The organism is Sphingomonas sp. NPDC079357 (genome assembly GCF_044901155.1).
GTDB lineage: Bacteria > Pseudomonadota > Alphaproteobacteria > Sphingomonadales > Sphingomonadaceae > Sphingomonas.
The window spans coordinates 112017-132572 of record NZ_JBJDOM010000007.1 but is presented as its reverse complement, the minus strand read 5'-3'; the positions used below and the strand labels follow the sequence as shown (position 1 = coordinate 132572).

Here is a 20556-nt window from a genome sequence, read left to right as displayed (position 1 = left end):
GACTTATAAAATGAAAGTAGGCCCGTCAACCAAACCGCGCCACTGACGAACCGACGGCGGTAGGCCACGGGACACACGAGAAGAGGTTGGGATATGTTGCTGGAAGGAAAGCGCGTTCTGATCACGGGCGGATCGCGTGGGATTGGGCGGGCCGCCGCGATCGAAGCCGCGCACCAGGGTGCCGATGTAGCGATCAACCACTTTGACGATCGCGCGCAGGCCGAATCGGTCGTGGCGACGATCCGCGCCTTGGGTCGAAAGGCGATCGCGGTCGACGGCGATGTCGCCGAGCCCGCGAGCGCCACCGCCTTCGTTGCCACCGCGGCCGAGGCGCTGGGGGGCGTGGACGTCTTCGTCAGCAACGCGGGCATCTGCCCCTTCCACGCCTTCCTCGACATGCCCGCCGACACGCTCGAACGCACGCTGCGCGTGAACCTGCATGGCGCATTCTACATGGTGCAGGCCGCCGCCAACCAGATGGTGCGGCAGGGCACCGGTGGCGCGATCGTCGCGGTGTCGTCGATCTCGGCGCTGGTCGGCGGCGAGTATCAGACGCACTACACGCCCACCAAGGCGGGACTGCATTCGCTGATGCAATCGGCGGCGATCGCGCTCGGGCGACATGGCATCCGCTGCAATTCGGTGCTGCCGGGCACGATCCTCACCGACATCAACAAGGACGATCTCGCCGATTCCGGGAAGCGCGCGCGCATGGCCGCACGCATCCCGCTCGGCCGGCTGGGCGAGCCGGAGGATCTCGCCGGGCCGATCATGTTCCTCGCCTCGGATCTTGCGCGCTACGTCACCGGCGCCGCGCTGCTGGTCGATGGCGGCGCCTTCGTCAATCTGCAATGAGCGGATGAAAGAAGCCCGCCGTGCGTCGCAGCACGGCGGGCCGGCGTTCGTGCGGGATCGGCGGGTCAGCCCACCTCGAAATGGTAGCTGCCCGCCGGGACGCTCAGGACCGCCTCTTGCGCGGTGCGCTGTTCGACGGTCACGGCCTTGCCGCCTTCGAGGACTTGCGCCCGCTCGGCGGCGGGCAAATGGACCTGCGCCACGCTGCCGACCGGAACGGTCAGGTCGAGCGAGAAGCGGTGCTCGTCCTGCTTCCAGCGCGTGCTGATCCGCCCAAGCCGCGAGTCATAGGTCGCGCCCGCCGACGCCATCCGCGCATCGCGTAGCGGGCGCACCGTAAAGCGCGTGAAGCCGGGCGCGGTCGGCGCGATCCCGGCGATGCGCCGGAACATGAAGCCGACCACCGCGCCCAGCGCATAATGGTTGAATGAATTCATCGACCGATCGCCCGCATCGCTGTTCCAGCGTTCCCAGGTGGTCGTCGCACCCTTGGCGATCATATAGCCCCAGGACGGATAGTCGGTGCGCAGCAACAGGTCGTAGATCAGCGCGATCTCGCCCGCATCCGCCAGCACGTCGAGGCTGTATGGCGTGCCGAGGAAGCCGGTCGACAACAGCGTACCGCGCCGCCGGATATCCGCCACCAGCCGCTGTACCGCCCCCGCGCGTGCGCCCGGCGCGAGCAGATCGAAATGCAGCGCGAGGATGTAGCCGGTCTGCGACCCGTTGCCGATCGTGCCGTCCGCCTTGACGAAGGCGCGCCGGAACGCCTCGGCCAACCGGCCGGCGAGCGTCGCATAATGCGTCGCCTCCGCCGCGCGTCCGCTGGCGCGTGCCATGTCCGCCATCTGGTCGGCGGCACCTTTCCAGAAGGCGGTGCCGATCAGATCCTTGGGCGTGGTCGGATCGCCGGGATTGACGGCGTCCAGCGCCAGCCAGTCGCCATAGTCCACGCCGCGCGCCTTCGACCAGACGAAGTCGGGATTGCTGGCCTCGATCGAGGCGAGGAACCGCTTCATCGACGCCCAGTGCTGATCGATGATCCCGGTGTCGCCGTAGCGCTGCCACACCGTCCACGGCAGCGCGACCCCGGCATCACCCCAGCCCGGCGAGGAGCCCGGCTCGGCGAAATGGTCGTGTCGCGCGACCGGCGCGATGTCCGAATAGGCGCCGCTGTCGCGCTGCGCATCCCGCATGTCGCGCATGAAGCGCTGCGTGAACGCGGCGGTGTCCATGTTGAAACTGGCGGCGTCCCAGAAGACGTGAGCGTCGCCGGTCCAGCCCAGCCGTTCGTCGCGCTGCGGGCAGTCGGTGGGGATGCCGGTGAAATTCGACCGCTGGCTCCACCGGCTGTTCTGCCACAGCCGTTGCGGGACGTAGCTGCCGAGTTGCAGATCGCTGGTTTCGGTCAGGTCGCTGCGGATCGAGATACCGGTAATCTCCGCGGCGGTGAGCGGTCGCCCCAGCCCCTCGACCTGCACGTAGCGAAAGCCGTGATAGGTAAAACGCGGCTCGTAGCGTTCGACGCCGGCGCCCGCGAACGTGTAGCTATCGGTCGCATCGGCGGCGCGCAGGTTGCTTTGGTCGACGCTGCCGTCGGGGTTGAGCAATTCGGCATAGCGCAGCCGGATCGTCTGGCCGCGCCGGCCCCTGAGCGCGATCCGTGTCCAGCCGGTGAAATTCTGTCCGAAGTCAATGACCAAGGCGCCATCGGCGACCGTCGCGACCTTCTGCGCCGCCATCTGCTCCTTGCGACGGATCGGCGGCACCGTCGCCGCGACCAGCGCGGCGGTCGCGGGTGCGGCGGGTGCCGCAGGCGACCAATCGCCATCCGGCCGATAGCTGGCAGAACTCCACCCGGTCCGTTCCCGGCGCGCGTCGTAGATTTCACCATCGTAGATCGTGGCGCTGGTGATCGCTGACTCCGCGACCGTCCAGCCCGGGCCGGTCGCAACGGTCTGCACGCGTCCGTCGGCGTAGCGGATTTCGAGCTGTCCGAAGATCCGCAACGGCGGCTCGCCAAAGGAGTAGCGACCGTCCGGCGAGATATAGCTGCCGTACCAGCCATCCGCGACATGCACGCCCAGCACATTGTCGCCGGCGACCAGCGTGTCGGTCACGTCCTGGACGCAATAGAGACAATGCTTGCGATAGTCGCTGAACTCGGGACGCAGCAGCGCGTCGTCGAGCCGTTTGCCGTTGAGTTCGGCCTCGTACATGCCGAGCGCGGTCAGATAGAGCCGCGCCGAAGCGACACGCCCCTCGACGCGGAACGGTCGGCGCAGCAGCGTCGCGGCGCGCGCGGGCAGCGTTGCCTGCCCCTGCCCCGCGCGGGTCGGCGACCAACCGGAATCGCCGCCCTCCGCTGTCCCGGCGCGGCTCTCCAGCCGCTCGCCACCGAAGCGGATCGTGCGACCGTCGCGCATGGTCAATCGCAGCAGCGTGGCAGCCTGTGCCGCGCCGTCGTCCGGCGCACGCGTCTCGATCGTCAGCACATGCGCACCCGCCGCGACGGGCACCAGTGCGCTGCGTGGCCCCGGCGAACCCCAGCCGCCGCGCTTCGGCGGGATGATCTCGGCGCCGTCCAGCCGTACCCGGCAATTGCCGCCACAGCCGATCAGTGCGGTCAGCTCGCCATCCAGCGGCGCGTCGAAACGCAGGCGGAACGCCACCTGCTGGCCGCGCGGCACCACCGCTGCCGACCGCCAGCCGAGCCCGGCCGCGCGATCGTCACGCTGCGCCGGGGTTTCCGCCGACAGCCAGGCCGCCGACCAGTCGCCCGGGGCCAGCAGACCCATTTCCCAGAAGGCGACCGGCGAGGTCGCGGCAGTGCCACGTTCGTCCCACGCCATGACGCGCCACCACGCCCGCTGACGCGCGGAGAGCGGGGTGCCGGCATATGCGACGTCGAAACACTTCTCCCCGGCGACGCGTCCGCTGTCCCACAGATCGAAGCGTCCCGCCTCGGCCCCCGCCCGCGACGAGGCCACGCCGACACGCCACGCGGACTGCCGTGCGCCCCGGCGGCTGGACCGAAGCTGCCACGACAGGCGTGGGCGAAGATCGTGCAACCCCATCGGATCGCGCAGCCCGCCGACGAGCAGGTTATCGACGCCCCAGGCCGGCGCGTCGTTGTCCGTCGCCAGCGCACCGACCCGCGCCGGGAGCAACGCGAGGCCGGCGCCGGCCCCCAACAGAACGGAACGTCGCCTTGGCATCAACCCACCTCCCTGAAGCCGCTTACCCGTGAAGCAGCAGCTGCGCGCCGCATTGCTGCCCGGCGCGCAGCCCACAAGCAAGTACTTTTATTCAGGATTTGGGATGATGTCCATTATGTGGCAATCAGCTTTTCGGACGTTGTGCAGCGCCGGTCAGCTTGTGCCCGATCGCGACGCTGATCCGGCCGGCTGCGGCGAGCACCTCGCCACTCAGCGCATCCATCCGTGCATCCTCCATATAGTGTGCCGCGCCCGAAACGCTGATCGCGGCGACGATCCGGTCATGGACATCGCGGATCGGCGCGGCGATGCAGCGAATCCGATCTTCGTTCTCCTCGAGATCGTAGGCGCGGCCATGCATTTGATAGTCGGCCATCCGTTTCCGCCAGGTCTTCCAGCGGCGCTGGTCGCTACCCTGCTCGGCGTCGAAGCGCGCCGCCCAATATTCGGGATCGTGATCGAGCATCAACGCCTTGCCGAGCCCGGTCGAGGTCAGCGGATGCCGATCGCCGACACGGCTCGACACCACGACGCGTCGCCGCCCCGGCACCTTGTCCAGATACAACGCCTGATCGGCGTCAAGGACGCCCAGATGCACGGTGTCCTCGGTCAGCGCCGCTAGATCCTCGATGATCGGCCGGGCGATCTGGACGAGATCGACCTGGTCGCGCGCCGCCGATCCCAACGCCAACAACCGCGGCCCCAGCCGGTAGCCAGCGCGCGGCGTCGCGGCCAGATAGCCACGGTCGGTCAGTGCCGAGGCGAGCCGATAGGTGGTACTCTTGTTGAGCCCGACCTTCTCCGCCAGTTCGCCCACCGTGAGCTGTTCGTCGGCCAGCGCCTCCAGTACGTCGAGCCCGCGCATCAAGGTCTGGCTGCCCGCCCCGATTGCCGCCGGCGCCAGGGGTTCGTCATCGGAGGGTTCGTTACGACGGGGCATCAGCACCTTCTCTCCTTCAAACGCCGCACGCGCTTCGTCCGCGCGGGCCATCTTATCCTATGATCCACAGCCAGCGCCAATGGGGACTTCCGCCGGTCAGCGGCCCTCCGGAACACGCCCGCGCGAACGCAAGGGGATCAGGATGGGCCGTCGGTGTCGGGGCCCGGGGCGGGTACGACCTCCAGGATCACGTCACCCGCCTCGAGCCGGTTGGCCGCCGGTTCCCAGAAGCCGATCATCGTCCCGTTGCGGTAGATGCGATGGCCAAGCCCGGTGTCGATCGCGCGCAGCGGGATGCCGATCTCCGCCGCGGTTACGCACCGCTCCCGCAGCGACACCCGTCCGTCAGTTGCGGCAAGATCCGCCATGTAGTCGGCCAGATGGATGCCGTGCGTCGATCCCGCGAGAAGCAGTCCGGCAAAGCTCGCCGGGTTGATGACGGTATTGGCGCCAGCCTGCTTGGCGATCGCTTCGTTGTCGAGCGAGCGGATCACCACGCTGATCGGCAGTGTCGGCACGATCCGGCGCGCGGTCAGGACGATCAGGATCGAGGTGTCGTCCCGCCCGGCCGCGACGATCAGCGCGCGCGCGGTACCCAGCCGCGCCGCCTTCAACGCGGCGTCGCGGGTGGCATTGCCTTCCATCACCGCGACGTCCAGCGCCTCGGCATGGCGCAGCGCGGCGGCGCTTTCGTCGATCACCACGATCGTATCGGGATGCGCGCCGCGACGGATCAGCTCGCTGGCGGCCTCCGACCCGCTGTTGCCGAAGCCCGCGATCACGACATGATCGCGCAACTGCCGCTGGATCACCGACATACGCCAGCGCCCCCAGACGCGTCTGAGCAGAAAGTCATAGGCGGTCCCCAGAAAGATCAGCCACACGAACAACCGGATCGGGGTGACGACGAACGTGTCGAACAGTCGCGACTGCTGCGTAACCGGCACGATGTCGCCATAGCCGACCGTCGTGACGGTGATCATGGTGAAATACAGGATGTCGGCGAACGTCACCGGCTCGCCAGACGCCTGTCGCAGCCCGTCGCGATCGAACCAGTGCACCGCAAGCGCGACCCCGATCAGCGCCAGCGCGACCAGCGCGCGCCATGACAGCGCCAGCCACACCGGCGTACGGCTGCGGCGATAGAGGATATAGTCGGGTTTGCGGCCCTCGCTTTGCACCGCGCGACGTCAACTGTTCGCGGTTGAGGCCGGCGTGTCACGACGCGGCGTCTCGAACGTCGCCCATTCGCCTTCACCACTTGGCCGCGGCGGAGGGCCGGCGATGCTGTCGGGCTCGCTGATCGCGCCGATCCGGACACGGTGCAGATGGACCTTGGCGATCATATTGGCCGAGATCGGCGCGGTGATGAACAGGAACAGCGAGATCAGCAGCTCGTGCGCGGTCCAGACGCCCAGTCGCGCCTGGAAATACACCACCGACGCCACGAGCAGCGCGCCCAGCCCCAGCGTTGTCGCCTTGGTCGGCCCGTGCAGCCGCTCCATGGTCGAGGGCAAGCGCACCAGCCCCCAGCTGCCGATCAGCGCAAACCCCGCGCCGAACAGCAGCAGCACGACGACGACGATGTCGGCAATGACGCTCATTCGACGATGTCCCCGCGCAGGATGAACTTGCAATAGGCGATGGTGCTGACAAAGCCGACCATCGCCAGCAGCAACGCCGCCTCGAAATAGGTGTCGTTGCTACCGATCATACCGATCAGCACGATCAAGGCGATGGCATTGATGACCATCGTGTCGAGCGCGACGATCCGGTCGCCCAGCGCCGGGCCGCGCAGCAACCGCCACAGGTTGAGCAGCAATGCGAGCGCGATCGCACCCGCCGCGAGGTGAAGGGCAAGGTCGATCATGCGAAGATCCGTTGCAGCCGCGCTTCGTAGCGGGTCTTGATCCGCCCCACCTCCGCCGCCTCGTCCGCGACGTCAAGCGCGTGGACGAGCAGGAAGCGCCCGTCCGCGGACACGTCCGAGGAGACGGTGCCCGGCGTCAGGCTGATCGTCCCGGCCAGCATCGTGATCGCCTCCGGCGTGGTCAGGTCGATCGGCACCACCAGCCAGCGGGCGCGCAGGTCGCGGCTGCGCCGGAACAGGATCAGCCACGCGACCTGAAAATTGGCGACGACGATGTCGAGCAGCACGATCGCCAGATAGGCGAGGAAAGGCCGCCCGAAGCGCATCCGCGGCCGGTCGGGCCAGAACGGCTGGGTGAATTTGGGCAGGATCAGCGCGAACACGCCGCCCAGCACGACCCCGCCGACCGTGATGCTGTTCGCCATCAACAACCAGACGATCAGCAGCATCGCCGACAGCCCGGGGTGCGGGAGCAGGTGCTTCATCGCGCCGCTCCCAGGATCGCGGTGACATAAGGCCCGGGCGCCATCACCTGCGCGGCGGTGGCGCGGGTCTGCGCCGTTACCCAGCCCGCCGCGACGGTCAGCGCGGCCAGTGTGGCGAGCAACAGCGCCGGCGCGATGAACTCGGCGCGCGACCGGGCCGGACAGGCGACCGCACCGGCGTCGGCGGCGCTCGCCTTCCAGAACACCGTCGAGCCGCCGCGCGAGAAGCCGATCACGCCGATCAACGTCGTGACGAGGATCGTGGCCCAGACCGCCGGCCAGCCCGGCGTCGCGAAGCTGGCGTCGAGGATCAGCAACTTGCCGACGAACCCCGCCAGCGGCGGCAGCCCGACCGCACCGATCGCCGCCGCAAGATACAGCAGCCCGGCGGCGTCCTGCCCGGCGAAACGCGGGCTGGGGACGATCGCATCGGCATATTGGCCGCGCCGCCGCATCGTCACGTCGGCGACGAGGAACAGCGCCGCGCCCGCCACTACCGCCTGCATCATGTAATAAAGCGCGGCGGCGAGCGTCGCCTCCCGCCACGACGCCACCGCCATCAACAGCGTCCCGGTCGAGGCGAGCACCGCGAACGCCGCCTGCTCGCGCATCCCGCGCGCGGTCAGCACCCCGACGAACCCGACGATCGCACCGAGGATCGCGGCGGGCAGCAGGTACGGCGCGGGCACCCACGCCGCCGCCCCCGCCTGCGCGCCGAAGATCAGCGGCACGGTGCGGATCATCGCATAGACGCCGACCTTGGTCATGATCGCAAACAACGCCGCGACCACCGGCATCGTCGCGGCATAGGTGCGCGGCAACCACAGATGCAGCGGCACCACCGCCGCCTTCAGCGCGAAGACGACCATCAGCAGCAGCCCCGCGACGCGCACCAGCCCCTGATCCGCCACGCCGAGCGCCGCGACCCGCACCGCCAGATCGGCCATGTTGAGCGTGGCGGTCAGCCCGTAGAGCAGCCCGAGCGCGATCAGGAATAGCGCCGACCCGACGATATTGACGACGACATAGGCGACCCCCGCCTTCATCCGCAGCGCGCCCTGCCCGTGCAGCATCAGGCCATAGGAGGCGATCAGCAGCACCTCGAAGAACACGAACAGGTTGAACAGGTCGCCGGTCAGGAACGCGCCGTTCAGCCCCATCAGCTGAAAGTGGAACAGCGGATGGAAGTGCCAGCCGCGCCGGTCCGCACCGGTGACGAGCGCATGGCCCAGCACGATCGTCGCCAGCAGCGCGGCGAGCACCAGCATCAGCGCCGCGAGCCGGTCGAGCACGAGCACGATCCCGAACGGCGCCGGCCACGCGCCGAGCGCATAGCTGCGGATCGCTCCGTCCTGCGCGATCGCGAACAGCGTGCAGGCGGCCACCGCCAGCGCGACGCAGCCGCCCAGCGACAGCGCCACCGCGACGGACCGGTGCCGCCGCATCAGCAGCATCGTCACCGGCGCGCTGATCGCCGGGATGACGACCGGCGCAATCGGCAGATGGTCAAGCAGCGTCACGCCGGCTCCTCACGGTCGCGGTCGGTCAGCCCGTCGACCTGATCCGATCCGCTCTCCAGGAAGCTGCGCAGCGACAGGATCACGGTCAGCGCGGTCATGCCGAAGGTGATGACGATCGCGGTCAGAACCAGCGCCTGTGGCAGCGGATCGGCATGCGCGGTCACGTCCTTGGCATAGAGCGGCGGCCGGTCGACGATCAGCCGTCCGATTGCGAACAGGAACAGGTTGACCGCATAGGACAGCAAGGTCAGCCCCAGCACGACCTGAAAGGTCCGCCCGCGCAACGCGAGATAGATGCCGCCCGCTACCAGCATTGCGATCGCGGAGGCGACCAGGAATTCGAGGCTCATGCCGCCTCCCCCTCGTGGTTCTCGGCACCATCGATCTTGGCGGCGCGCTGCGCGACATGCGCGAGCTGCGCCAGCGCCATCATCACCGCGCCCACCACCACCGCGGCGACGCCGAGGTCGAACAGCATCGCGGTCGCCAGCTCGAACTCGCCGATCAGCGGCAAGTGGAAATAACCGAAGCTGCTGGTCAGGAACGGCGCGCCGAACAGCAGCGAGCCGAGCCCGGTTGCGACCGCGATCAGCACGCCGCTGGCGATCAGCTGATGCTCGCCGATCCGCCGCCGGACGTCGGTCCAGTCGAAGCCGGACGCGAGATATTGCAGCAGGATCGCGATCGAAAAGACCAAAGCCGCGATGAAGCCGCCGCCCGGCTGGTTGTGCCCGCGCAGGAAGATGTAGACACCGACCAGCAGCGCCAGCGGCAACAGCAACCGCGTCGCCATCACGAACATCATCGGGTGGCGCTCGGGCGAGAAGCGGTCGCGCGACTGCCACGCGCGCAAGCGGACGCCCGCCACGCCGCGTGCGGCGGGTTCGAGCAACGCGAAGATCGCCAGACCGGCGATGCCGAGCACCGTGATTTCACCCAGCGTGTCGAAGGCGCGGAAGTCGACCAAAGTGACATTGACGACGTTGGTGCCGCCCCCGCCCGCATAGCTGTTGTCCCAGTGGAAGCGCGACACGCCCGCGCGCTCCGGGCGGGTCATGATCGTCCAGGCGAGCCAGCCGGTGCCGAGCCCGCCCGCCGCCGCGATCATGCCGTCGCGCACCCGCCGGGACGCCCTCGACAATCGCGGCGGGTTGCCGGGCAGCAGGTGCAGCGCCAGCAGCATCAGCAGGATCGTCACGACCTCGACCGCGATCTGCGTCAGCGCGAGATCGGGGGCGGACAGGTGAATGAACGCCAGCGCCATGACGAGCCCGATCACGCTGATGAAGACGAGCGCCAGATACCGCCGCCGGTCGACCGCCAGCACCGCGACGGTCGCCACGATCAGCGCTGCCCAGGCGACGATGGCGACCGGCGAGGCCGGGGTCGTCGCGCGTGTCCCCGCACTGGCGCCGAACCGCCACACGGCCTCTCCTCCCAGCGCCAGCGCGACGGCGAACAGCACCATCAGATAACGTTGCAGCGAGGCGACGTGGATGACACCGGACAGACGACGCAGCGCCGCGACCCCCGCCTCCATGGCCTGGTCGAACAGGCGCTTGGCATCCGGCGTACGCAGCCGGCCGACCGGCGCCGCGATCGCCGGCAAGCGCCACAGCAGCAGGATCGCGACGCCCACCGCCCCCAGGCTCATCAACAAGGCCGGATTGACCCCGTGCCATAGCGCCAGATGCAATTCGGGCTTCATGGTGCCAGTCACGGCAGCACGCGCCGCGGCGACCAGCGGACCCGCGAGCGTCATCGGCACGAGCCCGAGCATGAGCGCCGCTGCGCCCAGGATCGCCACCGGTCCGAGCAGCAGTATCCCCGGATCGTGCGGCGCGGCGACATCGCCGGTCCGGCGCTCGCCGAAGTGCAGCGACACCGCGTAGCGCAACGAATAGGCCGCCGACAGCAGCGCGGCGATCGTCGCCAGCACCGGCACCAGCAACGCCTGCCCGGCCCAGACGGTCTGCGCACTTTGCTCCAGCATCATCTCCTTGGAGATGAACCCGCCAAGCGGTGGCAGCCCGGCCATCGCCGCCGCTGCCAGTATTCCGAGCGTCGCGGTCAGCGGCATCACCGCCGCCAGACCGCTCAGCCGCCGGATATCGCGCGTGCCGGTTTCATGGTCGACGATCCCGGCGTGCATGAACAGCGCCGCCTTGAACGCGGCATGGTTCAGGATGTGGAAGATCGCCGCGGTCGCCGCGGCATCGGTGCCGAACCCCAGCAACATCACCATCAGCCCCAATTGGCTGATCGTCGAATAGGCGAGGATCGCTTTCAGATCGTGGCGGAACAGCGCGACCGCCGCGCCGAACAGCATCGTCACCAGGCCGATGGTCGTGACCACCACGAACCACAGCCCGCTCCCCGCCAGCACCGGCCACAGCCGCGCGAGCAGGAACACGCCCGCCTTCACCATCGTCGCCGAGTGGAGGTAGGCGCTGACCGGGGTCGGCGCGGCCATCGCGTGCGGTAACCAGAAGTGGAACGGAAATTGCGCCGATTTGGTGAACGCACCCGCCAGGATCAGCAGCAGGATCGCCGGGTACAACGGGGAGGCCTGCACCAGATCGGCGCGCGACAGGATCGTCGCCAGCTCGTAACTCCCCGCCGCCTTGCCGAGCAGCACCATCCCCGCGATCAGCGCAAGCCCCCCGCCCCCCGTGACGGTCAGCGCCATCCGCGCGCCCTGCCGCGCCTCGGCACGATCGCGCCAGAAGCCGATCAGCAGGAAGGACGCGAGGCTGGTCAGCTCCCAGAACACCAGCATCAGCAGCACGTTGCTCGACAGCGCGATCCCGATCATCGCGCCCTGGAACAGCATCAGGAACGACAGGAAGCGCGCGGTCGGCTCCTCCTTCCCCAGATAGCCCTGCGCATAGACGACGACGAGCAATCCGATGCCGAGGATCAGCCCGGCAAACAGCAACGCCAGCGGGTCGAGCCACAGGCTGAGATCCATCCCCAGCGCGGGCAGCCACGCGATCCGCACCGCCGGCGTCGCGCCCTGAAGCACGGCGCCCGCCTGCGACGACAGTATCGCCAGCCCGCCGGCGCTGCCCAGCCCGGCGATCGTCACATGCACGCCGCGCCCGGCGTGGCGCGTCGTCGCCAGCAGCATGGCCGCGACAAACGGCAGCGCGATCAGCGTCAGCAAGGCCACCGGCATGCCTCCTTCCGCTTTACGGTGTCAGCGAGGCGACGGGGCAACAAAAGGGTTCGCTCGGGCAAGCCGATCCTCCGGGCGCAAGGACACGCCGCTGGCGGCCCGACCAGCGTGAGAACCTGCCCGCGCACCAGTTTGCGAACACCCGCGCGGACCATGGCACACGCGGCGAGCGATTCACAACCCATCCCGGACCGCCGGGCGACCTATCGCCCGCCCGGGTCGCCGCTGTTCTCCTTCACCCGCCAGCGCTCCAGTTGCGTCAATACATCGTCCGCGATCTGGCCGATCGTGAAACCGGTGAGATCGCGATAGGCCGTTTCGCCGTTCGTTTGGGCTGCGAGCATCCAGGCGATACTTCTGCGCCGTTCGGGTGCGTCCAGCGCCGTATAGGCTGCCAGCGGGCGCGATCGTGGTGCCAAGCGATAGACGAACGTGCGCCCACTCGCCGCGGGAATGGTGAGTTCGACCGCCTCCTCTCCGCTGTCCACGCGGCTTGCCGTCCAGCCTTCTTTTTCCATCGCTTCCTGCACCGACTGCAAGGCCGGCTCGCCCTGCCCGCGGAGCTGGGCGACAATGTCGTCGCGGCGGGGCGGCACCAGCAGGCGCTTGATCCGCTCGCTCATCCCCGGTCCGTCGCCGGGCAGCGTCACGCCCGCCAGATCGGCGTTGGTCTGGCGGATCAGACCGATCGCCAGCAACAACATGATAAAGCAGAACGGCAGCGCCGCCAGCAGCGTTGCCGACTGCAACGCGCCGAGGCCGCCGGCCACCAGCAACAGCGTGGCGGTCGCCCCCAACAGGATGCACCAATACATGCGTTGCCAGGCAGGCGTGTCCTCCGCGCCGCCCGAGGCGAGCGTGTCGATCACCAGTGCACCCGAGTCCGCCGAGGTCACGAAGAACATCGCGACGAGCGCGATCGCCAGCGTGGCGGTGACGCGCGCGGCGGGCAGATATTCGAGGAATTTGAACAGCGCGGTGGACAGGTTCGCTTGTACCGCCGTGGCGATCCCGCCGCTCGCCGCGCCGAGATCGAGCGAGATCGCGGTGTTGCCGAACACCGTCATCCACAAAAAGGTGAAGGCGGTCGGCACGAACAACACGCCGATCACGAACTCGCGGATCGTCCGTCCGCGCGAAATGCGGGCGATGAACATGCCGACGAACGGCGACCATGCGATCCACCATGCCCAGTAGAACAGCGTCCAGTCGGCCATCCAGGCACGCGGTTCATAGGCGTAGAGCGTGAAGGTCCGCTTCACGAAATGATCGAGGTACAGGCCGAAATTCTGCACCAGCGCGCGCATCAGGAACAATGTCGGCCCGACCGCGAGCACGAACAGCATCAACAGGATGGCGACGGTCAGGTTCAACTCGGACAGCCGCCGGATCCCCCGGTCGGCGCCGCTCAGCACCGACAGCGTCGCCGCGCCCATCACCAGCACGATCACCACGATCTTGGTGGTGATCGTGTCGGGTAGCCCATATTCATAGGCCAGACCCGCCGTCATCTGCGACACGCCGAAGCCCAGCGATGTCGAAACCCCGAACACCGTGCCGCACACCGCGAAGATATCGATCGCGTCGCCGAGCGACCCGTTGATGCGTTTGCCAAGAATCGGCGACAGGCCCGACCGCAGCGTCAGCGGCATGTCCTTTCGATAGGTGAAATAGGCAAGGCTCATCCCGACCAGCGCATAGATCGCCCATGCATGGACGCCGTAATGGTGAAAGGTGATCGCCATCGCTTCGCGCGCGGCCAGGATGGTCCCGCTCGGCGCTTCGGGTGGTGAGATATAATGCTGGATCGGCTCGGCGACGGCGAAATACATCAGGCCGATGCCCATGCCCGCCGCAAACAGCATCGCGAGCCACGACAGATAGGGGAAGTCCGGTTCGGCATCGTCCGGTCCCAGTTTCAGCTTGCCCGCCGGGCCGAAACCGAGCGCCAGCACCACGACCAGAAACACCGCGACCGCCGAAATATAGAACCAGCCGAACGTGTCGATGACCCAGCTCTGCGCGGCCTTGAACGCCACATCGGCGGTGCCTGGCATCGCCAATGTCGTCGCCAGCAACAGGGCGATGATCCCCGATGCCCCCCAGAACACGCGGGGATTGATCTCACTTTTCATCATATCAGCAGGTTATCACTGGTTAAGAACGATGGCGACCGAACGCGGGCGGGACGGTGACGCTCAAACAAACAACGCTCATCCGATATAGTAAGGCACATCAGTGGTAATTTTTGATGCGCTTCTGCGCTTCGATCGTTGATTAAGCCAAGTTTGATGCATATCTACATGTCACGAGGAACGTTTGATATGCAGAACGACATCGCGCTCGAGGAATTCGGACGAAAGCTGCTCCAGGCACGCACGCGCAAGGGCCTCAGCCAACGCGCCCTTGCCGAGCGCACCGGCGTGCCGCAGGCGCATATCTCGAAGATCGAGCAAGGCCGGGTCGACATCCGTCTGTCCAGCCTGGTCGAACTTGCACGCGCGCTCGACCTCGACGTCCAGTTGCTGCCCCGCCAGGCAGTGCCAACGATCGAGGGCGCGGTGCGGGCGCTCGCAAGCGACAGTGTCGAAAGCCGCGCATTGTCGATACTCGCGCGACAGGAGCGGACGCTGGAGGCGGTCGGCGCCGCCTACCCCGATCTTGCCGCCGCGCAGACGCTGCTGCCCGCGATCAAGGCGCTGAAGCTGCTTCCCTACGATGTTGAGACCGTGAAGGCGCTGGAGCACGCGGCCGCACCGATCGAGGATTTGCGGCAAAGGCTCGTCGCGGGCGGCGTCGACCCCGCCGGTCTGACACGCTGGCTCGAACAGGCGAACCTAAGGCTGCGGGCATTGCGCAACGCGCGGTTTCACGAACGATCGTCGGCGCCGCCGCAATCCGCGCGGCACGCCTACCAGCTCGACGACGGGGACGATGATGACTGAGACACGGGCGCTCGACATTCATCTGGCCGATCGCAAGGTCGGCACCATCGTCGCGCTCGACGGTGATCGCACCATCTTCAGCTTCGCCGGGGATTATGCCGCCGACCCGCAGCGGCCGACCCTCAGCCTGCGGTATCGCGATGCTTATGGAGCGCTGATCGACGAGCCGCGCGCGCATCGCGCGCGGCTTGAGCCGTTCTTCGCCAACCTGCTGCCAGAAGGCGCGCTGAAGGACTATCTTGCGCGGCGTGTCGGGGTGAAGTCGGTGCGCGAGTTCCAGCTTCTCGCCGCGCTTGGCAGCGACCTGCCGGGCGCGGTTCGCGCGGTCCCGGCTGATGTCGCGCCGGAGAACCTCACCGAGGTGTCGGAAGTGGCGGCGGCGATCCCGGCGCGCTTCCGCGTCTCGCTGGCCGGCGTGCAGCTCAAATTCTCTGCGCTCAAGAACCAGGGCAAGAAGGGCGGCCTGACGATCGCGGTCAGCGGCGAAGGCGGTCAGTGGATCGTCAAGCTACCTTCGACCAGCTTCGCCAATGTTCCGGAAAACGAATATTCGATCATGACGCTGGCCGGACGGGTCGGCATCGACGTTCCCGAGGTCGAGCTGCTCCCGCTCGACAGCGTCGATGGCCTCCCGCCCGGCGTCGAACAACTCGGCACCAGCGCATTCGCGATCCGCCGGTTCGATCGCGGCGCCGATGGACGGGTGCATATCGAGGATTTCGCCCAGGTGTTCGGCGTCTATCCCGACGACAAATACGAAAAGGCCAGCTACCGCAACATCCTAGCGGTGCTGGCCGACGCCACCGACGACCAGAGCGTCGACCAGTTCATCCGCCGACTGACCTTCTGCGTTCTGGTCGGCAATGGCGACATGCACCTCAAGAACTGGTCGCTGATCTATCCTGACGGCAGGCACCCGATCCTGTCGCCGGCCTACGATCTTTTATCCACCGTCGCCTATCTGCCGGGCGAGCAAGCGGCGCTCAGGTTCCGGCGATCCAGGGAATGGAGCGACTTCAACGCGGAAACACTGATCCACCTCGCCGACAAGGCCCGCATCGCCGTCACCCCGGTGCTCCGGGCAGCGCGCGAGACCGTCGAGCAATTTGACGCCGTGTGGGCGGCAGAGAAGCGACATCTGCCGCTTTCGGATCGACTGGTCGAGGCGATCGACCAGCATCGTCGCGGGCTGGCGGTGTGAAACGCGCGGGCGGCGTCGACCCCGGCAGCCCACGCCCCTTCAAGACGCTCCTCCCGCCGTGGTCGCGTCCCCCTGCCCCGCCCGCTGCCCGAACAGAACAGACAGCATCGGCAACACGAACAGCGTCAGCAACCGGATATTGCCCGACGTCGCTCCGGGCGGTCGCCACGCTCGTCAGGGCGCCGACCAAAGTGTCGTTCGCCGCCAGCCCGGCGCCGCCGATCGTATAGGTCAGCGTCGGATTGGCGTCGCCGTAATAGCGATGTAGCGCATCGGCGGTAATCCGCAGCGCGCGTTCGTGGACGAAGAGCGCGTCGCCGGTGAAGCGCATCGCATAATCACTGCTCGCCCCCAGCGTGCCCTGCGTGATGGAATAACTCCCGACGTTGCTGGCGGCGGTGGCGGTGGTCATCTGCGCACCGGTCAGGCGGTCGCCGGGCGCGAGATACCCTTCCGTGATCCGATAGGTCAGCGTCGGGTTCTGGTCGCCATACAGCCGGCCCCAGCCATCGGCCACGTCGGTCAGCGCGCGGGGTACCACGGTCAGTTCGGCGCCGGTAAAGGTCAGCGCATAGTTGATCCCGGCGGACAGACTACCCTAAGTGATCGGGTAGCGGCCGACATGGCTGGCATCGGTCGCGCCGGTTCCAGCGCAGCGCGATCCCGGGCGTATCGCCAGCCAGCAGCACCCGCCGTTCGATCTGCGCCGCCGTGACGCTCCGGTCACCGATCAGCGGCGCAAGGATCGCGTGGACGCGCCCACGCACCCCGTCCGGCAGCGTCTCATCGTCGATCCGTTCGATCGCTCCCTCGACCACCACCAGCCGCAGCTTCGCGCCGTCCAGGGTCTGCGCCGGCACCACCACGCGTGTCAGCACGTGCCCGGCCCGCGCATACTCGGCCTCGATCGCGCGGGCGGCGGCGAAAATGTCGGCCACCTTGATCGGCTTTCCAACCAATTGCGCGCGCCACCGCGCCAGCGCCGCTGAATCGATGTCGGTGCCCTCGACGATCAGTCCGGTCAGGGTTACCTCAAGCTGGTCGACGCCGGCGGGGGCGGCCGTCTCGCTATCGCCCGGAATGGAAACGGGCGCTCGCGCGGTCGGCAACGGTGGAGCGAAGGTGGGCGGCGTGATCTGGCTCGCGGTCTGCGCGAGCGCCGGGATGGCAATGCCCGTCAAGATTACCGAGCACGCCAGATGTGGCGCCCAGGAACGCAAGGTTCCCGCCGGCTGCTGTCCAATCCTATCGCGCAAATGCTCCCCCTGCCGCCGGAAGCCACGCCGCCCTACAGCAGCTCGGCCGTTCAATATCCGTCGCAGCCGGTAGTTAAATTACGCGCTTTTTGGCCATTACATCTTGTAACATCATTTGTAATGAACGGAGGTAGCTTTCAGTAATCTGAAACGAGTCCCTAGAAGACTTTGATTTAGACGGACGAATATTCTATGGCCCGCCATCGCGTAGCCGCTGGCCTCGCGGCCGGAGGCAAGCGAGCGTGGCCATTCGTCGGTGCGGTTGTGGTTCGCAACGGCACGGCTGAGCCCAGCGCAATATCTTCAAGCTCTCAAGAATATATCTCCTCTGTGTTAGAGGGTTTATACGAGAGTTAAGAGGTTAAGCCCGGTTCACGCCGGTGCAATCCCGCCCAAAAGCACGATTCGCGCCCAATGCCGCGTTCTTGAAATATCGTCGCACCGTTCCTGAAGGATCGATGCCTGCGTTCCTGTTGTACCGTCTGATCGTTCCGAAAGTATCGTTCGCCGTTCCCGGAGTATCGAGACGCTGGCTAGGACGCGCATCTCAGCCCAGCGATTGAATCACTTCGGCTCCAGGCACGACGAGGGACGTTCAAATTCATTGAAGCTGGTGCGCGTTTCACCAGCGCTGGCGATGCACGATCGGTGAAGCCCGATACATCGGGAACGCCAAGCGGTCCGGAAGATGGCCGAGGGAGTACCCCCTGCCCTATCGCAGCGTGTGACGGTTCTTCGCGTCGAAGCGCCGGACGTATCCGATGAAGGCACTCTGGTAGCTGACCGGCGTCCGGGCCGGATCAGCTTCGATCCACGCGCGAAAATCGGCGTGGAGCGTCTGATAGTCCCAGCCGGGACATTCTGCGCGTAGCGTCGCCAGCGTCGCATCGGTGAGATCACCGAACGTCGCGCGACCCGACAGGCTCTTGACGCTGCGACGGATCAGCGCCGCGGCGTCGATAGCCGGTAGATCGGGCAATGGGGCAGGGGCGGGAGCAGGAGTTTCAGTCGGGACAGCCTTGGCAACGGAGCCGATAGTCGTCGTCTTTACCTCGCCCTCGGCCCGGCGGCGCATCCGCAGGTGCGGTTCACGCTTGCCCTCGGGTTGCTCGATTATCAGCGCATAGCCGGGCAGCTCATCGCGTTCGGCGATCCTGGCGATCTCGAACTTGAAGCGGCGATATTGCCCCTCCGCGCCCGACTTTTCAAACAACGTCGGCATCGAAATCGCAAAGCCGTTCTCGCCCGCGCCTCCGGCATGTTTGCGCGCGACCTTGTAGAGCCAGCGCTCCCGCCCACCGGTGATGTCGAAATAGGCGCGGTCGATCGACAGCACCCCGCCGGTCATCATCACGCCTTCCCAGAACCAGTTCGACAGCTCGATCGTCATCCCGCGCGAGCGCTCGGTCTTTTCGTCGACCAATTGCGTCCAGCCGTCCAGCCAGCTGAACGTCGCCTCGCGGCGGTTCTCGGCGCGAATGTTGGTCTTGACGGTTGTCGACACCAGCCGGTCGAGTGCCTGTCCGAGCAGTTCGTAGGCGCGCCCCGTCGGCTGGCGCCCGATCGCGCGCAGCAGGTCATAGGGCATCAGGTGCAGCTTCCGCGGCACGTCATTGACGCCACGCCGCGCCATGTCGGCGAGCATCGACGCGCAGTAGATCAGGATGTCGGCATCCCAGATCGTCGCCATCCCGTAATCAGGATTGGCGGAGACATGGACCCACAGCTTGCCGTCCGGGGAGCGATAGTCGATCGGTTTGACCCGCTTCGACTTGGCGAGGCTGAAGAACGGCCGCTCCATCATCTCACGCTGATCGCGCAGCGGCAGATCGGCGAGATAGGGGAGAAACAGATCGATCTGCTCGGAGCCCGTGTCGCGACGCGGCCGGCTCACGCGATGTTTCCCCGGGGAAACGCTCGCGACAGGTGACACGGTGCCTGGGATCGACGGCTGTTTCCCCGGGGAAACATCAACGCTGGAGCCCCTTCCCGCTCGCATCCAGATGCGCCAGCGCGTCGCGCAATGCCGCTACCAGTTCCTCGGTGTCGGCACCCGATCCCGCGTGAAGCCGGATCGTCACCCCCTGCCGGTTCGCCGACATAACGGTCAACGCGGTGCGTCCGTAGCGCGTGGCATAGCGATAAGGCTCGGCCTTCTCCTCGCCCGCCAGCATCTTCGGCGCATCGAGCAGGCGGCGAAGTACATCGGCGGCAGGGTAGGGGAGGTCCCCCGCCTCGCGCCGCTCGACCTGTTCCTTCGCGATCTGGCGCGCGACACCCGTGATCGCCTTCGCTGTCTCGCGATCGTCCAGCGCCTGCGCCAGCGCATAGGCCGGCTTCAACTGCACGTCGGACGGCGAGGCGAAGGCGGCGATCACCGCATCCGGGATCGTCGCCACCTTCAGCATTTTGGACAGCCAGCCCTTGGAGAGCTTCAGCCGCTCGGCCATCCGCGTCTGGTGGTTGCCATAATGCGTCTTCAGCGCGTCCAGATAATTGCGCGCACGCTCCAGATCGGAAACGTCGGCTCGCGCGCGATTCTCCAGATCCGCCAGCCGGAACGCCGCCTCGTCATCGAGGCTGGCGACCTGCGCGACGAACTGCATGTCGGGATAGCTATGCGCGCGCAGCCAGCTGATGGACCAATGCCGCCGTGTGCCCGCGATCACCTCGTAATCGCAGGCGGGATCGCCCTCGATCCGACGCACGACCGCGGGCACCTTCTGCCCACCCTCGGCGATGATCGAGTCGATCAGCTCGCGGCAATTTTCCTCGGTGAGATGCGCGTAGTTGCGTGCATTGCCGGGCCAGATCCGTACCCGCGCCGGATCGAGCAATAGCTGCGTGACCTGACGCACCTCGCCATTGGCCACGCGCGCCAGGGCGGACTCGCGTCCCAGCAATGTCGTCGCGCGCGCACGCTCGTGCGCCGGCTCGCGCGCCGGGGCGGGGGAGGGGGGACTCGTCCCCTCGTCTTCCGCATCGGCAAGCAGCGCCGCGAGATAATCCGACTGTTTACGCGCCATGGCCAACCTCCGGCGCAGAACGTAGCAAGAACGAAACGATGTAGGAAAGGGGGGTGGCGCTG

The 20556-nt window shown here is 67.2% G+C and carries 16 protein-coding genes and 1 pseudogene; 3 read left to right on the top strand and 14 right to left on the bottom strand.

The features are described 5' to 3' along the window. Positions 1–93: 93 nt before the first annotated feature. Positions 94–855 carry an SDR family NAD(P)-dependent oxidoreductase gene (locus ACI2JO_RS17200; protein WP_404721833.1) on the top strand — a complete coding sequence of 254 codons (762 nt, stop codon included), beginning with the start codon at positions 94–96 and terminating at the stop codon, positions 853–855. A gap of 65 nt (positions 856–920) precedes the next feature. On the opposite strand, the gene ACI2JO_RS17195 is transcribed toward ACI2JO_RS17200, so the two are convergent. The 10 genes from ACI2JO_RS17195 to ACI2JO_RS17150 form a co-directional block, all read right to left on the bottom strand. Continuing rightward, entirely contained in the window at positions 921–4073 is a 3153-nt protein-coding gene (locus ACI2JO_RS17195) for a family 78 glycoside hydrolase catalytic domain (RefSeq protein ID WP_404721832.1), read from the bottom strand. 124 nt (positions 4074–4197) lie between these two features. Continuing rightward, complete coding sequence (locus tag ACI2JO_RS17190; RefSeq protein WP_404721852.1) at positions 4198–5013, bottom strand: IclR family transcriptional regulator; 816 nt, start codon at positions 5011–5013, stop codon at positions 4198–4200. A gap of 137 nt (positions 5014–5150) precedes the next feature. After that, entirely contained in the window at positions 5151–6194 is a 1044-nt protein-coding gene (locus ACI2JO_RS17185; protein WP_404721831.1) for a potassium channel family protein, read from the bottom strand. A gap of 9 nt (positions 6195–6203) precedes the next feature. Beyond that, positions 6204–6617 carry a Na+/H+ antiporter subunit G gene (locus ACI2JO_RS17180; RefSeq protein ID WP_404721830.1) on the bottom strand — a complete coding sequence of 138 codons (414 nt, stop codon included), beginning with the start codon at positions 6615–6617 and terminating at the stop codon, positions 6204–6206. Beyond that, positions 6614–6883, bottom strand: a complete 270-nt coding sequence (locus ACI2JO_RS17175) for a K+/H+ antiporter subunit F (protein ID WP_404721829.1) — start codon at positions 6881–6883, stop codon at positions 6614–6616. The genes ACI2JO_RS17180 and ACI2JO_RS17175 overlap by 4 nt, the downstream gene beginning before the upstream one ends. Further along, complete coding sequence (locus ACI2JO_RS17170) at positions 6880–7368, bottom strand: Na+/H+ antiporter subunit E (protein WP_404721828.1); 489 nt, start codon at positions 7366–7368, stop codon at positions 6880–6882. The genes ACI2JO_RS17175 and ACI2JO_RS17170 overlap by 4 nt, the downstream gene beginning before the upstream one ends. Beyond that, complete coding sequence (locus tag ACI2JO_RS17165) at positions 7365–8888, bottom strand: monovalent cation/H+ antiporter subunit D (protein WP_404721827.1); 1524 nt, start codon at positions 8886–8888, stop codon at positions 7365–7367. Before ACI2JO_RS17165 ends, ACI2JO_RS17170 begins: the two co-directional genes overlap by 4 nt. Continuing rightward, a complete protein-coding gene (locus ACI2JO_RS17160) occupies positions 8885–9238 on the bottom strand; it encodes a Na+/H+ antiporter subunit C (protein ID WP_404721826.1) in 354 nt (117 codons plus the stop codon). Before ACI2JO_RS17160 ends, ACI2JO_RS17165 begins: the two co-directional genes overlap by 4 nt. After that, positions 9235–12066, bottom strand: coding sequence for a monovalent cation/H+ antiporter subunit A (locus ACI2JO_RS17155; protein ID WP_404721825.1), 2832 nt, complete (start codon positions 12064–12066; stop codon positions 9235–9237). The genes ACI2JO_RS17160 and ACI2JO_RS17155 overlap by 4 nt, the downstream gene beginning before the upstream one ends. Positions 12067–12269: 203 nt before the next feature. Further along, positions 12270–14201, bottom strand: a complete 1932-nt coding sequence (locus tag ACI2JO_RS17150) for a BCCT family transporter (protein ID WP_404721824.1) — start codon at positions 14199–14201, stop codon at positions 12270–12272. A 189-nt stretch (positions 14202–14390) separates the two neighbouring features. On the opposite strand from ACI2JO_RS17150, the gene ACI2JO_RS17145 reads away from it, so the two are divergent. Further along, on the top strand, positions 14391–15011 hold the full coding sequence (locus ACI2JO_RS17145; protein WP_404721823.1) for a helix-turn-helix domain-containing protein: 621 nt from the start codon (positions 14391–14393) through the stop codon (positions 15009–15011). Then, positions 15004–16212, top strand: coding sequence for a type II toxin-antitoxin system HipA family toxin (locus ACI2JO_RS17140; protein WP_404721822.1), 1209 nt, complete (start codon positions 15004–15006; stop codon positions 16210–16212). Before ACI2JO_RS17145 ends, ACI2JO_RS17140 begins: the two co-directional genes overlap by 8 nt. A 142-nt stretch (positions 16213–16354) precedes the next feature. On the opposite strand, the pseudogene ACI2JO_RS17135 reads toward ACI2JO_RS17140, so the two are convergent. From ACI2JO_RS17135 to ACI2JO_RS17120, 4 genes and pseudogenes are all read right to left on the bottom strand, one after another. Beyond that, positions 16355–16729: pseudogene (locus ACI2JO_RS17135) on the bottom strand (MBG domain-containing protein); the annotation flags it as partial. Between the two features lie 76 nt (positions 16730–16805). Further along, positions 16806–17393 (bottom strand): POTRA domain-containing protein, encoded by a 588-nt coding sequence (locus tag ACI2JO_RS17130; protein WP_404721821.1) that lies wholly within the window; start codon positions 17391–17393, stop codon positions 16806–16808. A gap of 787 nt (positions 17394–18180) precedes the next feature. Next, positions 18181–19362, bottom strand: a complete 1182-nt coding sequence (locus tag ACI2JO_RS17125; protein ID WP_404721820.1) for a replication initiator protein A — start codon at positions 19360–19362, stop codon at positions 18181–18183. A gap of 76 nt (positions 19363–19438) precedes the next feature. Next, positions 19439–20494: a ParB/RepB/Spo0J family partition protein gene (locus ACI2JO_RS17120; protein ID WP_404721819.1), complete on the bottom strand. Its 1056-nt coding sequence runs from the start codon at positions 20492–20494 to the stop codon at positions 19439–19441. Positions 20495–20556 lie beyond the last annotated feature (62 nt).